This is a genomic window from Inhella gelatinilytica, assembly GCF_016093295.1.
GTDB lineage: Bacteria > Pseudomonadota > Gammaproteobacteria > Burkholderiales > Burkholderiaceae_C > Inhella > Inhella gelatinilytica.
Map to the genome: position 1 here is coordinate 71,112 of NZ_JAEDAL010000003.1, position 14,001 is coordinate 85,112.

Genomic DNA, 14,001 nt, shown 5'->3' on the forward strand with positions numbered 1-14,001 from the left:
CCGCGGACGCCCTGCATGCCCCCGAACTCACCGGCCCCTCCGGAATCCTCCAGCGCACCGGAGTCGGAATGTCCCCCGGCGGCGCCGGTTCGCGGGCGCGTTCACTGGACGGTTAAAAACAACTATCCCCTGCGGGTGGGTTCGTATTTTTGTGCGTTTGTTGCGGTGGTGCTGCACGGTACGACGCTGGGCATCGGGCCCGGGCTGTTCGCTTTTTTCGCGGTGCACCTGCTGGTCTACCCGCATGTGGTCTTTTGGGTGGCCTGCCGCGCGGTGGATTCCCGTCAGGCCGAAGTGCGAAGTCTTTTTGTCGATAGCTTGTTGTTCGGTGTGATGACGGCGGCCCTGCAATTCCCCTTGTGGGTGGCGTTTCCGGTCTATATCGCCAGCACGTTGAATCTGGTGATCAACCACGGCGGCCCCGGGTGGGTTCGTTCCCAACTCAGCTTTGCGGCCGGCGTGGTGCTGGGCGGTGTGGTCTGGGGGTGGAAGTTTTCCCCTGAAACCGAATGGCCGGTGACGCTGGTGTGCATCGTTGGGGTGGTGATCTATTTGTCCATCATTGGTCGGGTGACGCACCGCAGCAATGTGCGACTGCGTGAAATTCGTCAGGCGCTGAGCCAGCGAACGGCGGAGTTGTCGCAGGCGTTGGCGCAGTTGCAGCAAACGCAGGCCGACCTCTTGGAGGCAGAGAAATTGGCGGCTCTGGGGTCCTTGGTGGCCGGCGTGGCGCATGAGCTGAACACGCCCATTGGCAATGCGCTGGTAACGGCCACGGCCCTGGATCAGGAGTCCCGCAGCATGGCCGCCCAGGTGGACACGGGGGCGGTGCGGCGCACGGCGTTACATGATTTTTTTGAGCGCACGCGTGAAATGGCCGATTTGATCGTGCGCTCGTGCCAACGTGCGGCCGGACTCATCCTAAGCTTCAAACAAGTGGCCGTGGAGCAGCCCACCGAGCAGCTCCGTGCTTTTGATCTGCGGCAGGTCGTGGATGACCATTTGGTGGCCCTGGCCGCGGCGGCCGGGCCGCATCGCATTGCCGTGCGCAACCAGGTTCCTGCCGCCATTGAATGCGTGGGCTATCCCGGTACCCTGGGGCAGATTGTTGTCGGTCTGGTGGACAACGCCTTAGTTCATGCGTTTGAGGCGCAAGACGACGGCGCGGTCACCCTCAGTGCCGAAGTGGAGCGCGGATGGGTCACGCTGAGCGTGCGTGACAACGGCAAGGGCATGTCGGCCGAGGTGCTCAAGCGGGTTTTCGACCCGTTCTTCACCACACGTCTGGGTCATGGCCAGAACGGGCTGGGGCTCACCATTTGCCACAACCTGGCCAGTGGGCTGTTGGGCGGCCATTTGCAGGCCCTCTCCACCGAGGGCGAGGGCTCGGTTTTTCTTCTCAGCCTGCCCTTGCAGGCGCCCCATCGCGCCCAAAGTGGGTGAACGAAAGGCACGGCCCGCAGGGCCGGCCTATGCTGCCCCCATGATGGACCGGCGAGCGTGTCTGATGGCGTTGCCTGGCCTATGGGCGGCGGGCTGTACCACCGTGTGGAAGCCTTGCGACGCCCCAAGGCGACAGCCACGGGCGGCAACTGAGGGAGGCGCTGGCGCGGATCAGCCAATCCGGCCGAGCAGCAGCCACTCCATCAGGGCTTTTTGAACGTGCATGCGGTTCTCCGCCTCGTCCCAGACGACGGACTGCGGACCGTCGATGACGTCGGCATCGACTTCCTCACCCCGGTGGGCCGGCAGGCAGTGCATGAAGAGGGCTTCGGGTTGGGCCACAGCCATCATGTCGCGGCTGACGCGCCAGCGGGCGAAGGCCGCTCGGCGGGCTTCGTTTTCAGCTTCGTAACCCATGCTGGTCCAGACGTCGGTGGTGACCAAGTCCGCACCCCGACAGGCCTCGAGGGGATCCGCAAACACCTTGACGCAGGCCTCACGCTGAATGCCGGCGACTTGGCGATTGACCTCGTAGCCGCTGGGGGTGCTCACATGGACCGTGAACCCGAGCAATTCAGCGGCCTGCAGCCAGGTGTTGGCCATGTTGTTGCCATCGCCCACCCAGGCGACTACCCGACCTTTGAGGGCCTCCATGTCCACGTTGCCGCGCTTATCCATGCCGCGGGCTTCAAGAAAAGTGAACAGATCCGCCATGATCTGGCAGGGGTGGTACTCGTTGGTCAGACCATTGATGACCGGCACACGCGAATGGGCAGCGAAACGTTCAATCTTGCTTTGCTCAAACGTGCGGATCATGACCAAGTCCACCATGCGACTGATCACGCGGGCACTGTCTTCGATGGGTTCGGCCCGGCCCAGCTGGCTGTCACCCGTGGTCAGGTGCACCACGGAGCCGCCCATCTGGTACATGCCGGCCTCAAAGCTGACCCGCGTGCGGGTGCTGGCCTTCTCGAAAATCAGCGCCAGCGTGCGGTCCTGCAGCGGCTGGTACTTCTCGTAGTTCTTGAAGCGGCGCTTGATGATCGCGGCGCGCTGAAAGAGGTAGCCGTAGTCCTCGGCCGTCAGGTCCTTGAACTGCAGGTAGTGACGCAGGGCAGGGCGGGTCATGACTGGGCCTCGGCACAGAACGTCTGGATCAACGGAATCAGGCGCGCGGCGATGTCGTCGACCTCGGCCGCGGTCACGATCAGCGGGGGCAGAAGTCGAACCACGCGCTCCGCCGTGACGGAGAACAACAAGCGGGCTTCAAGTCCACGCTGCAGCAGGGCGCCGCAGGGCCGGTCGAGCTCAATGCCCAGCATCAGACCGTGCCCGCGAATTTCACGGACGCCCGCCACACCGGCCAAACCGGCTGCCAGCGCGGTCTTGAGGCGTTCGCCCATAGCCGCCGCGTGGGCGCAAAGGCCGTCGGTTTCCATGATGGACAGGGTTTCAATCCCTGCTCGCATGGCCAGGGGGTTGCCGCCAAAGGTGGTGCCATGGTTGCCGGCGGTCAGCACGCCAGCCGCACGCGGGCCGCAAACAATGGCGCCCACCGGAACGCCGGAGCCCAGGCCCTTGGCCAAGGGCATGACGTCCGGTTGAATGTCGGCCCACTGATGGGCGAACCATTTGCCGGTTCGGCCAATGCCGCACTGCACCTCGTCCAGCATCAGCAGCAGGTTTCGCTCGTCGCACACCCGACGCAAGCCTTGCAGGAACTCGATGCGCGCGGGGTTGATGCCGCCTTCACCTTGGATGGTTTCCAGGAAGATCGCGCTGACCTGCGGATGGTCATCCAACAGGCGCTCGACGGCCGGCAAATCATTGAGCGGGGCGCGCACGAAGCCCGGTACCAGAGGCGCAAAACCTTCGTGAATTTTGGGGTTGGCGGTGGCGGACAGGGTGGCCAGCGAGCGGCCGTGGAAGGCGCCTTCGAACACCAGCGTTTCCGGCGTGTCGAAGCCGCGCTGGTGGCCGAACTTGCGGGCGATCTTCAGCGCGCCTTCGTTGGCTTCTAAGCCGGAATTGCAGAAGAACACATTCGTCAGCCCCGACAACTCCACCAGCTTGGCGGCCAGCTGTTCCTGCAGGGGGGCTTGGTAATAGTTGCTGGTGTGGATCAGTTTGGCCACTTGGTCCTGCAGGGCCGGCACCAACTTGGGGTGGGCGTGCCCCAAGGTGTTGACCGCGATGCCGGCCAGCGCATCGAGGTATTCCCGTCCCTCGTTGTCCCACACCCGGCAGCCTTGACCGTGGGTCAGGGCAATTGGCAGGCGCCCGTAGGTGGGCATCAGCGGGGAGACGGCGGCAGACATGGGCAACTCCAATGCGGGTGTGCGAAAAAAGGCCGCCGATTATGCGGTGTTGCGGTGCAGCAAGGGCAAAATGCAGCCTTTGCCTTTTGCGCAAGGGTAATCCCTCGTTTGTGACGATGACCGCCAAGCCTCGCCAGATCTTTATTCAGGGGGTGACCCTGGAGGGGCGCACTTTCCGTCCCAGTGACTGGGCGGAGCGCTTGGCCGGCGTGATGTCCTGTTTTCAGCCACCGGGCACGCGGGTCCGAACGGGCTCACACATTCGCTACTCGCCGTACTGTGTGCCGCGGGTCATCAACGGCGTGAAATGCGTGATCGTGAACGAGGCGCTCAAAGACGTGGAGCCCAAAGCCTGGGAGTTCGTCTTGAACTTTGCCAAGGACAACCACCTGCAGGTGGTGGATGCCTGTTTGCTCCCGGAAGATCGCGACAGCTAACCAATGAAGTGCGGCTGAATCACCGCGGCGCAAGAATGAAAAAAGCCCGCTTGCGCGGGCTTTTTGGTTTGCACCCAGTTCGGAACCGAGTGATTAGGCGCCGAGCGCCTTGATCTTGGCCGACAGGCGGCTCTTGTGGCGAGCGGCCTTGTTCTTGTGGAAGATGCCCTTGTCAGCGATCGAGTCGATCACCGACTGAGCGAGCTTGAACAGGTCAGCTGCCTTGGACTTGTCACCAGCAACCACAGCCTTCTGCACGTTCTTGATGACGGTGCGGAAGTGCGAACGCAGCGCGGTGTTCTCGGCGTTGCGCTTAACGTCCTGGCGAGCGCGCTTGCGGCCCGATGCCAGGCGGACGGTCTTTTTCTTGGCTTTGGACGAAGTGGCCATTGTTTGTTTCCGGTTGATCCGTTGGGTGCAAAGCATGCGAGTATAGCAGGCTTGCGGCAAATCTCCAGGGTAAACCGCAGGGACGACCATAATGCGGCCGTTGACGCCGAGCCCTTCGGTTGGGTGTTGCCTACAAATTTTTTGAAATATCTTCGGGCCCAGTTGCCTCGTCGTTCATGAACTTGCTCCGTGCTGCCGGCTTGGTCTCGGCACTCACTCTGTTATCTCGGGTTACGGGATTGGTGCGGGAGCAAGTGGTCACGGCGCTCTTTGGCGCCACTGCGCTGACCGATGCCTTTCAGGTGGCATTTCGCATTCCCAATATGTTTCGGCGCCTGTTCGCCGAAGGGGCGTTTTCACAGGCTTTTGTGCCCACGCTGGCTGCCCAGAGGTCCACCGAAGGGGACGAGGCGACTCGAAGCTTGGTCGATGCCACGGCCACCGTCTTGTTGCTGAGCCTGATGCTTGTTTGCCTGTTGGGCATTGCAGGCGCGCCCGTGTTGGTGTGGCTGATGGGAGGGGGGCTCAACCCTCAGGCCCACAGCGCGGCCGTGGATATGACGCGGTGGATGTTTCCCTACATCGCCTGTATGTCCTTGGTGGCGCTGTCTGCGGGTGTTTTGAATACCTGGCGACATTTCGCGGTGGCGGCGGCAACGCCCGTTCTGCTGAACCTTTCAGTGATTGCCGCTGCCTGGGGCCTGTCAACGCCCATGGCGCAATGGGGTTGGCCGCCGATTTACTCGCTGGCAGCGGGCGTGATGCTGGGCGGTGTCGTGCAGTTGGCTGTTCAAGTGCCGGCGCTTCGGCGCATCGGCATGCTGCCGCGCGTCAGTCTGAGCCTGAGCGGCGGGCTCAACGCCTGGCGGCACCCTGGGGTGAAACGCATCCTGGCCCTGATGGCCCCCGCGCTCTTGGGGGTCGGTGTGGCGCAGGTCTCGCTCATGATCAATACGCACATTGCGACCACGGTGGCTGAAGGGGCGGCCACTTGGGTCAGCCTGGCCGATCGGCTGATGGAGTTCCCCATTGCCCTGGCGGGGGTTGCGCTTGGGGTGGTCCTTACGCCGCTGTTGGCGGCCGCCAAGACGGACGAACGTGGGAACGAGTTTTCTTCCCTGCTGGACTGGGGCCTGCGACTCGTGTGGCTCTTGGGGGTGCCGTGCGCGGTCGCGCTGCTGGTGTTTGCGCTGCCCCTGGTGTCGGTGCTGTATCAGTATGGGAAATTCACACCGACCGATGCCCTGCAAACGGCCCATGCCGTCCAGGGCTACGGGGTGGGGCTGATCGGCCTACTGGCCATCAAAATCCTGGCGCCCGGGTATTTCGCTCGGCACGATACGCGAACCCCGGTGAAAGTGGCTGTGGTGGTGCTGGTATTCACGCAGGTCATGAATTTGATTTGGGTTCCGGTCTTCGGGGCTGCAGGTTTGGCGTTGTCGATTGGTCTGGGTGCGCTACTCAACGCCGGATGGTTGGCGTGGGGCCTGCGTCGCTCAGGCGTTTACCAGCCCGGTGCGGGGTGGCTCGGTTTTGCGGTCAAGTCCCTGCTGGCCGCGGCTCTGATGGGGATGTTTTTGTGGGGGCTGGCGTCAGAATTGAACTGGCTCACACTGCACAAGGGCTGGCGCGTCGCGCTCATGGGCGCGTCCATGGTGGGGGCGATGCTGATTTATTTCGGCAGCCTGTGGGGGCTCCGCATCCCCTTGCGCCAACTGGTGCGCCGTGCTTGAGGCCCCAACAATCCGGGAGGAAACACCATGAATGCAGCGGCTTTCAAACTTTCACCCGCTCAGCGGCGCGGGCTGGCCTGGACAGCGCTTGCGCTTGGGGTGGCGATTCTGGTCTGGGCCCTGGCGCCCGTGTTGACGCCCTTTGTTGCGGCGGCCGTGCTGGCCTACGCGCTCGACCCCATGGTCGAGCGGCTCTCCAAGCGCATGCCCCGGGTGCTGGCCGTGGTGTTGGTGGAGTCGGTCACCCTGGCCTTGGTGCTGGCTGTTCTGCTCCTGATCGTTCCCATCTTGTCCAAAGAGCTGCCGCTCCTGAAAGCCCAGATTCCGGTCGTGGCGGCTCGCATCAACCAGGACTTGATGCCGTTCTTACAGCGTTTGGGCATTAGCGCAAGTCTGGATGTTGCGGCGATCAAAGATTTCGTCATTCGCCATTTGGGTGCCAATGCCGACGACGTGGCCACCGCTTTGCTGGGTTCGGTGCGGATTGGCGGTTCGCTGGTCTTGGCGCTGGTGGGATATTTGGTGCTGATCCCGGTGGTGCTGTTCTACCTGCTGCTGGATTGGCCGCAGTTGCGCGAGCGGGCTTGGTCATTGGTGCCCCCCCGTGTCCGTCCGCCGCTACAAGGGTATTTGGATGAGGTGGACACCGTACTGGGCAGTTACTTGCGTGGCCAGCTTCTGGTGATGGGCGCTTTGGCGCTTTATTACACCGTCACCTTGGGTCTGGCGGGTTTTGACCTGGCTCTGCCGCTGGGCGTCTTTACGGGGCTGGCGATTTTTGTGCCCTACATCGGGTTTGGTTTGGGTTTGGTGCTGACCCTATTGGCTGCCGCGTTGCAGTTTGCAAATCTGTATGGATTGCTGGCGGTGGCGGTGATTTTTGGTGTGGGGCAGCTGATTGAAGGCTTCTTCTTGACGCCGCGTTTGATTGGCGAGCGCATTGGCCTCTCGCCCTTGATGGTGATTTTTGTCTTGTTGGCTTTTGGCCATGTGCTGGGGTTCGTTGGGGTGTTGCTGGCTTTGCCCTTAAGTGCGGTGGCGCTGGTGGGGCTCAAAAGGGCGCACCGACACTACCTGGACAGCGGGCTGTATCGCGGATGAAGCAACTCTCGCTGGACCTGGGACCTGAGCCGGAGTTTTCCCTCGAGCGCTTTGTGGTCGGCGATAACGCGGCCTTGCTGGCGCATCTCAACGCTTTGGGGCCAGGGGAGGCGCCCACCCTGATTTGGGGCGCGATGGGCAGTGGCAAGACGCACTTGCTCAACGGCCTTGCTCGCCAGTGGCGACATCGCGGCCAGGGTGTCGTGGCCTTCGACGGTGAGACGCGGGGTCGGTGGGTGCTGCCTCCAACGGCCAGCCTGGTGTTGATCGATGACGCGGACCGTTTGGATGCGGCGCAGCAGCACGAGGCGTTTGCGGTTTTCATCGAGGCCGTTGGTCGGGGGGCGACCGTGGTGGCCACCAGCCGGTTGCCGGTGGTGGACATGGCCGTCCGCGAAGACCTGAGAACCCGATTGGGGTGGGGTCCCAGCTTCGCCCTGCGTCCCTTGAGTGAGGCCGCGCTTCGGGAACTGCTCGCCGTCGAAGGGGTGCGGCGGGGTTTGGTGCTGCCCCCCGAATTGCTGGATTACGTGCTGCTGCGCTTTACGCGCGACCCGGCGGCGCTGATACCGCTGTTGGATCGCCTGGATCGATACGCCTTGCAAACCAAGCGGGCGCCTACGGTGCCGCTGTTGCGGCAAATGCTCCATGAACCTGACGCTATTTGATCTGGACGGCACCCTGTTGCCGATGGACTCAGACCACGCCTTCGGCGAGTTTTTGGCCCAGCAAGGTTGGGTGGAGGGGGCCGCGTGGCGGGCACGCAATGACCAGTTCTATCAAGACTATTGCGAGAACCGCCTGGACCTGAACGCCTACATTGAGTTCACGACCGGGGGATGGCGTCATCGCCCACTGCTGGAGGTCATGGCGCTCCGCGAGCGGTTCATGGCGCAAGTGCTGCTGCCCGCAATCCGCGACAATGCGCGGGCGTTGGTGCAGCGACACCAGGCGGCCGGTGATTGTGTGGCCATCGTGACCGCGACCAACGTGTTTGTGACGGAGCCCATTGCACGCGCCTTCGGTGTTCCCCATTTGATCGGGGTGGAATTGGAGCGAGACTCGCAAGGGGGATACACCGGCGCAGTGGCCGGTGTCCCGTCTTTTCAAGCCGGCAAGATCACCCGGGTGCACCAATGGTTGGAAAGCCTGGGGCACCGGTGGGATGACTTTGAGTGCAGTACTTGCTACAGCGACACAACGAACGATTTGCCGCTCCTGGAGGCCGTGACCCACCCGGTGGCCACCAATCCCAGTGCGGCGCTGGAGGCTGTGGCCCTGGAGCGCGGCTGGTCCATTTTGAAACTGTTTGCATGATTAAGAAATTCATCAACAAGCTGCTCGGCAAGGGCGCAACGAAAACCACCACGCTGGGCAAGCGGGTGGAGGTGCCCGCGAGTGAACACGGCATTGACCCCAGCTTGCTCGACGAGCGGGCGGTCAAGGTGGTGCGGACGCTGACCGATGCGGGCTTTGAGGCCTATGTGGTTGGCGGCGCCGTTCGTGACTTGCTGCTGAACCGCCGCCCCAAAGACTTTGATGTGGCCACCAACGCCACACCGGAGCAGGTCAAGCAGTTGTTCCGACGCGCCTTCATCATTGGCCGGCGGTTCCGCATCGTGCACGTGGTGTACGGGCGCGGCCGCGACCACGAGGTGATCGAGGTGTCGACCTTCCGCGCGCTGCTTGGGGAGGCGAGCGCGGAGCGCGTTAGCGGCAACGAGAAGAGCAGCAAGCATGAGTTGGCAGGCAAGGCCCACGTGGTGGACGCCGAAGGGCGGGTGCTGCGCGACAACGTGTGGGGGCCGCAAATTGAGGATGCAGCGCGGCGCGACTTCACCGTCAATGCCATGTATTACGAGCCGCAAAGCCAGTTGCTGGTCGACTACCACGGCGGCTTGAAGGACTTGCGCGCCAAGCAGTTGCGGATGATTGGCGACCCGGAAACCCGGTACCGAGAAGACCCTGTGCGCATTCTCCGGGCCGTGCGTTTTGCGGCCAAGCTCGGGTTTGGGTTTGAGCCCGCCACGAAAACGCCGCTGAAGACGATGGCGGCACAGTTGCCCAATGTGCCGGCCTCGCGGCTCTTTGATGAGATGGTCAAGTTGCTCCAGACGGGCCATGGCGTGGCCAGCTTGGAGCAGCTCAAGTTGTTGGGCTTGGGGCGGGGCATCTTCCCCATCCTGGATGCCGTGCTTCAGCCGGATGGCAGCTTGCCGGCGGGTGCGCAAGGGGCGTTTGTCCAGCAAGCGCTGCAGGACACTGACGCGCGGGTGGCGGATGGCCGCAGCGTGTCGCCCAGTTTCTTGCTGGCTTGTTTGCTTTGGCATGAAGTCAAAGCGCGGTGGCAAACCCTCCGCGCGGCGGGGGAGAACCCGGTTCCCGCCTTGCAACAGGCGATCGACCAGGTCTTTGAGGCCCGTGTGGGCGACATTTCCGGTCGAGGCAAATTGGCTGCTGACATGCGTGAAATTTGGCTGATGCAACCGCGCTTCGAGCGCCGGGGAGGCTCGGGCCCCTTCAGCTTGGTGGAGCAGCCCCGTTACCGAGCCGGATTCGACTTCCTTCGCCTGCGTGCCGATGTGGGCGATGCCGATGCGGGGCTGGCGGACTGGTGGGAAGACTTCGCGTTGGGTGAGGAGGATGACCGCCGAGCGCTACTGGAAGAAGCCAAACAGCAGGACAAGCACAAACCCAAGGCTGCGCGTGCCGAAGGGGAGCCGGAGCCCCTGGTGGATGCCCCGGCCAAAAAGCGCCGCCGGCGCCGCCGGGGCGGAAAAAACATGAAGTCAGAGGGGGGGGCTGCCGCGCCCGCCGAGGGGTCTTGAAGCCTGAGTGCGCCTACATTGCCCTGGGAGCCAACCTGGGTGATGCTCGCGCGGCGCTGAGCTGGGCGTGGGCTCAGCTGCAGCGACTGGGGCCGGCCCGCGCGTCGTCGCTGTACCGCACGGCACCCATCGATGCGCAAGGGCCCGACTTTCTGAATGCGGTCGTAGAACTTCACATCGATTGGGCTCCCCAAACACTGCTGACCCACTTGTTGCATTTGGAGGCCGAGCAAGGCCGCGAGAGGCCTTTTCGGCATGCGCCGCGGACCTTGGACCTGGATTTGCTCGCCGTGGGGCAGCAGACGGTGGTGACGCCCAGCCTTCAGCTCCCCCATCCGCGTTTGCACCTCCGGGCGTTTGTGCTCCAACCCTTGCTGGAGTTGGCGCCGGCGTTGACTTTGCCGGGCATTGGTCGGGTCGCGGCTTACTCGGCGGACGTGGCCGAACAGGCCATTGAGTGCTTGGGGCCCTTCACCGCTCCGGACTGACGGGGCCGAGCGGGCTGATTAGGCCGTGGCGCTGAGCTCAAAGTAGCGCTGTGCGGCGAACACGATGGCGGACATGAGGGCTGTACCCCCCAATAGCAGCCCCGCAATGGCGGCCAGCACAGGGCCCCAGCGGGTGGCCGGGGCGGGTTGCTGCGGGTTGTGGCGAGCGTTCCACTGTTCATCTGAGGTTAGCCCCAGGTAAATTGCGGTCAACGCCCCTTGCGCCAACATCAAACCCAGCAGCGGCAACAGCCAAGCCGCGAGCAGATCGTCTGCACCGAGGGTGCGAAAGCGTGCCAGACCGACGCCGCCCGCCAGCGTCGGCCAGGGTAGCAACCACGCCCAGATGTCACGGGCGCCACGCAGGTAAAACCGGTGCAGACCAATGCTTCCACCCAGCAAGGCCAACCATGCGGCCAGACTTTTGCTTTTCGGGTTGCTCATGCGGGATCTCCCTGGTCACCGGCGCCCAAGGGACGCTGCATCAACACCACATCCAACCAGCGATTGAATTTCCAGCCGGCTGAACGAATGATCCCCGCATCTTCGAAGCCCACAGCGCGGTGCAGCGCGATGGAAGCAGTGTTGGCGCTGTCACCAATCACTGCCAACATCTGGCGCCCCCCCACTTGGCTGCAACGGGCCATGAGTTCGGCCAAAAGCAAGCGGCCTACACCCAGACCGCGAGCTTGTGGCGCCAAGTAGACCGAATCTTCGATGCAATAGCGGTACGCCAAACGCGGACGGAAGTAGTTGCCATAGGCGTATCCCAAGACCTGGCCGTTTTGCTCCGCCACCAAATAGGGAAGATGGCGCGACAGCACCTCGTCGCGGCGGCGCGCCATTTCGGCCTCCGTGGGTGGGTCCAGTTCAAAGGTGCCGGTGCCGTGCAGCACCGCTTCGGCATAGATGGCGGTGATGGCCGGGAGGTCTTCGGGCTGGCTGTTTCGCACGCGAATGCCAACAAGGGAGGGTGGGGACTGGTTCATTGCGGAACGAAGTCTATAATCGAAGGCTTTTCGTGCTGGTCACTTTTCAATAAGGGGCGTATCTACAGCATGAAGTCTGGTGGCTTTTGCCGATTTCGGCGGGCTGCCATCCGGTTCAAACGCCCCTGACGTGTCCCTGTGGTGCGGTGGAACCTTCAATTGATTGAACCGAAGGAATTCAACATGGTCGTGATCCGTCTCGCTCGCGGTGGCTCTAAGAAGCGCCCGTTTTACAACATCGTCGTGGCTCCGAAGCAAGAGCGCCGTGACGGCCGCTTCATCGAGCGCGTGGGCTTCTACAACCCCGTCGCTTCGGGCAAGGCCGAAGGTCTGCGCGTTGCGATGGACCGCCTGACCTACTGGACCGGTGTCGGCGCCCAGATGAGCCCGGTGGTTGAGCGTCTGGTCAAGGAAGCCCAGAAGGCTGCCGTGGCCCCCGCTGCCTGAGCACCGTGATGCAGGCCACTGCGTGGCCCGAGGACGCGGTCGAAGTCGGCCGGATCCTGGGAGCGTTTGGCGTCAAGGGCTGGATCAAGGTCCAGCCCTTTTCTTTTGACGCTTCAGCCTTGGGGGCGACCAAGACCTGGTGGCTGTCAGGGGACCGCCCTGGGCAACCGTCTCGTCAGGCCTTCAAGGTCGTGGCGTTGCGCGACCATGGCGAAGGCTTGGTGGCTCAACTCGAAGGCGTGAACGACCGCGATGCGGCCGACAAGCTCAAAGGGGTCTTGCTGGCGGTTCCCCGCTCGGTGTTCCCCAAGACTCAGGGTGAAGAGTATTACTGGGTGGACTTGATCGGTCTCTCGGTGGTCAACGTGAACGGTGAGGCCCTGGGAACGGTCATCGACCTGATCGACACCGGCCCCCACTCGGTGTTTCGCATCGCGCCCCCAGGCATTGACAAGCCCACGCCCAAGCAAGAGCGCCTGATCCCGTTCGTCAGCGCCTATGTGCAATCGGTTGACTTGGCAGCCCGCCAAATTCGGGTGGACTGGTCGACGGATTGGGAAGCCGAAGACTGAGCGTCGGCAGTCCAGCGCATGCGCTTTGATGTCCTGACGCTTTTCCCCGAGTTGGTGCTGCCGTTTACGCAGCAGGGCATCACGCGGCGGGCCTTTGCGTCGGGCCAGATTGCGCTGCAATGCTGGAACCCGCGGGACTACGCGGAGGACAACTACCGCCGCGTGGACGATCGCTGCTACGGCGGCGGCCCCGGCATGGTGATGCTGGTCGAACCGCTGGAGCGCGCGTTGGCAGCGGCCCGCGCAGCGCGCGCAGAGGTGCCGGGCCCGGTGATCCACTTCAGCCCGGCTGGCCGGCGCCTGGATCAAGCCTTGGTGCAGGAGCTGGCCATGGGGCCGGGTGCCATCCTGGTGTGCGGTCGCTACGAGGGTATTGATCAGCGCTTCCTGGATCGACACGTCGACCTGGACGTCAGCCTGGGTGACTTTGTGCTGTCCGGGGGAGAACTCCCCGCGCTGTCGCTGATCGATGCCATCGCCCGCTTGCAGCCGGGGGTGCTGGGTGATGCCGCGTCGCATGAGCAGGACAGTTTTTCCGATGGTCTGCTCGACTGCCCGCACTACAGCCGCCCCGAGGTCCTGGTGGGCGAGGCGGTGCCGGCGGTGCTGTTGTCCGGTCACCATGCGCAAATTCAGGCGTGGCGTCGGCGTCAGTCACTGTGGCTGACCTGGACCCGGCGCCCGGATCTCATCGAGGCTGCCCGCCGCGCCGGCCGGCTCAGCCGGGCGGATGAAGCTCAGCTCTTGCGCTGGGCCCAGGGTGAGGATCAACCCTGAGTGCAGGGTCAAATCCTGGCTATAATGGCGGGCTTTTCGATCCTCTGCGCGGCGACTGAGGGCTTGCCCCTCAAACACTTCAACAACCCGGCCCGCACGATCGCTTGGAGACCCTCATGGATCTGATTCAAACCCTCGAACAAGAGGAAATCGCCCGTCTGAACAAGACGATCCCCTCGTTCATGCCCGGCGACACCGTGATCGTCAGCGTCAACGTGGTGGAAGGCACGCGCAAGCGCGTGCAGGCTTATGAAGGCGTGGTGATTGCCAAGCGCAATCGCGGCCTGAACAGCAGCTTCATCGTGCGCAAGATCTCCAGCGGCGAAGGCGTGGAACGGACGTTCCAGCTGTACAGCCCGCTGATTGCCTCGATCGAAGTCAAGCGCCGCGGTGATGTGCGCCGCGCCAAGCTGTACTACCTGCGCAGCCGCTCGGGCAAGTCGGCCCGTATCAAGGAAAAGCTCGCTTAATCGAGTTT

Annotated in this window: 17 protein-coding genes; 12 read left to right on the forward strand and 5 right to left on the reverse strand. The window is 63.3% G+C overall.

All coding sequences use genetic code 11. The features are described from left to right. Positions 1-15: 15 nt before the first annotated feature. A complete protein-coding gene (locus tag I7X43_RS08185) occupies positions 16-1,443 on the forward strand; it encodes an ATP-binding protein (protein WP_198100449.1) in 1,428 nt (475 codons plus the stop codon). 171 nt (positions 1,444-1,614) lie between these two features. Here I7X43_RS08185 and argF read toward each other — a convergent pair whose 3' ends face one another. Then, the gene (gene argF, locus I7X43_RS08190) at positions 1,615-2,571 is read right to left on the reverse strand and encodes an ornithine carbamoyltransferase (RefSeq protein ID WP_198100450.1); all 957 of its coding nucleotides are present in this window, start codon (positions 2,569-2,571) and stop codon (positions 1,615-1,617) included. After that, positions 2,568-3,761, reverse strand: a complete 1,194-nt coding sequence (locus tag I7X43_RS08195; protein ID WP_198100451.1) for an aspartate aminotransferase family protein — start codon at positions 3,759-3,761, stop codon at positions 2,568-2,570. The genes argF and I7X43_RS08195 overlap by 4 nt, the downstream gene beginning before the upstream one ends. A 116-nt stretch (positions 3,762-3,877) precedes the next feature. Here I7X43_RS08195 and I7X43_RS08200 point away from each other — a divergent pair, with 116 nt between their 5' ends. Further along, complete coding sequence (locus I7X43_RS08200) at positions 3,878-4,198, forward strand: DUF3579 domain-containing protein (protein WP_198100452.1); 321 nt, start codon at positions 3,878-3,880, stop codon at positions 4,196-4,198. A gap of 93 nt (positions 4,199-4,291) precedes the next feature. Here I7X43_RS08200 and rpsT read toward each other — a convergent pair whose 3' ends face one another. Then, positions 4,292-4,588, reverse strand: coding sequence for a 30S ribosomal protein S20 (rpsT, locus tag I7X43_RS08205; protein WP_198100453.1), 297 nt, complete (start codon positions 4,586-4,588; stop codon positions 4,292-4,294). Between the two features lie 176 nt (positions 4,589-4,764). On the opposite strand from rpsT, the gene murJ reads away from it, so the two are divergent. The 6 genes from murJ to folK are packed head-to-tail and all read left to right on the forward strand — an operon-like array spanning position 4,765 to position 10,738. Then, positions 4,765-6,321 carry a murein biosynthesis integral membrane protein MurJ gene (gene murJ, locus I7X43_RS08210; protein ID WP_198100454.1) on the forward strand — a complete coding sequence of 519 codons (1,557 nt, stop codon included), beginning with the start codon at positions 4,765-4,767 and terminating at the stop codon, positions 6,319-6,321. A gap of 27 nt (positions 6,322-6,348) precedes the next feature. After that, positions 6,349-7,422, forward strand: coding sequence for an AI-2E family transporter (locus I7X43_RS08215; protein WP_198100455.1), 1,074 nt, complete (start codon positions 6,349-6,351; stop codon positions 7,420-7,422). Continuing rightward, a complete protein-coding gene (locus I7X43_RS08220) occupies positions 7,419-8,090 on the forward strand; it encodes an HdaA/DnaA family protein (RefSeq protein ID WP_198100456.1) in 672 nt (223 codons plus the stop codon). Before I7X43_RS08215 ends, I7X43_RS08220 begins: the two co-directional genes overlap by 4 nt. Next, positions 8,071-8,739, forward strand: coding sequence for an HAD family hydrolase (locus I7X43_RS08225; RefSeq protein ID WP_198100457.1), 669 nt, complete (start codon positions 8,071-8,073; stop codon positions 8,737-8,739). The genes I7X43_RS08220 and I7X43_RS08225 overlap by 20 nt, the downstream gene beginning before the upstream one ends. Beyond that, complete coding sequence (pcnB, locus tag I7X43_RS08230; RefSeq protein ID WP_198100458.1) at positions 8,736-10,250, forward strand: polynucleotide adenylyltransferase PcnB; 1,515 nt, start codon at positions 8,736-8,738, stop codon at positions 10,248-10,250. Before I7X43_RS08225 ends, pcnB begins: the two co-directional genes overlap by 4 nt. Then, positions 10,247-10,738: a 2-amino-4-hydroxy-6-hydroxymethyldihydropteridine diphosphokinase gene (gene folK, locus I7X43_RS08235; protein ID WP_198100459.1), complete on the forward strand. Its 492-nt coding sequence runs from the start codon at positions 10,247-10,249 to the stop codon at positions 10,736-10,738. The genes pcnB and folK overlap by 4 nt, the downstream gene beginning before the upstream one ends. 18 nt (positions 10,739-10,756) lie before the next feature. Here folK and I7X43_RS08240 read toward each other — a convergent pair whose 3' ends face one another. Both I7X43_RS08240 and I7X43_RS08245 read right to left on the reverse strand, forming a co-directional pair. Continuing rightward, on the reverse strand, positions 10,757-11,182 hold the full coding sequence (locus tag I7X43_RS08240; RefSeq protein ID WP_198100460.1) for a TM2 domain-containing protein: 426 nt from the start codon (positions 11,180-11,182) through the stop codon (positions 10,757-10,759). Next, positions 11,179-11,727, reverse strand: a complete 549-nt coding sequence (locus I7X43_RS08245) for a GNAT family N-acetyltransferase (RefSeq protein ID WP_198100461.1) — start codon at positions 11,725-11,727, stop codon at positions 11,179-11,181. The genes I7X43_RS08240 and I7X43_RS08245 overlap by 4 nt, the downstream gene beginning before the upstream one ends. Positions 11,728-11,910: 183 nt before the next feature. On the opposite strand from I7X43_RS08245, the gene rpsP reads away from it, so the two are divergent. The 4 genes from rpsP (at position 11,911) to rplS (ending at position 13,993) form a co-directional block, all read left to right on the forward strand. Further along, entirely contained in the window at positions 11,911-12,174 is a 264-nt protein-coding gene (rpsP, locus tag I7X43_RS08250) for a 30S ribosomal protein S16 (RefSeq protein WP_198100462.1), read from the forward strand. An 8-nt stretch (positions 12,175-12,182) separates the two neighbouring features. After that, the gene (gene rimM, locus I7X43_RS08255; RefSeq protein WP_198100463.1) at positions 12,183-12,746 is read left to right on the forward strand and encodes a ribosome maturation factor RimM; all 564 of its coding nucleotides are present in this window, start codon (positions 12,183-12,185) and stop codon (positions 12,744-12,746) included. 18 nt (positions 12,747-12,764) lie between these two features. Continuing rightward, positions 12,765-13,523: a tRNA (guanosine(37)-N1)-methyltransferase TrmD gene (gene trmD, locus I7X43_RS08260; RefSeq protein ID WP_198100464.1), complete on the forward strand. Its 759-nt coding sequence runs from the start codon at positions 12,765-12,767 to the stop codon at positions 13,521-13,523. A gap of 116 nt (positions 13,524-13,639) precedes the next feature. Then, positions 13,640-13,993, forward strand: coding sequence for a 50S ribosomal protein L19 (gene rplS / locus I7X43_RS08265; protein WP_198100465.1), 354 nt, complete (start codon positions 13,640-13,642; stop codon positions 13,991-13,993). Positions 13,994-14,001 lie beyond the last annotated feature (8 nt).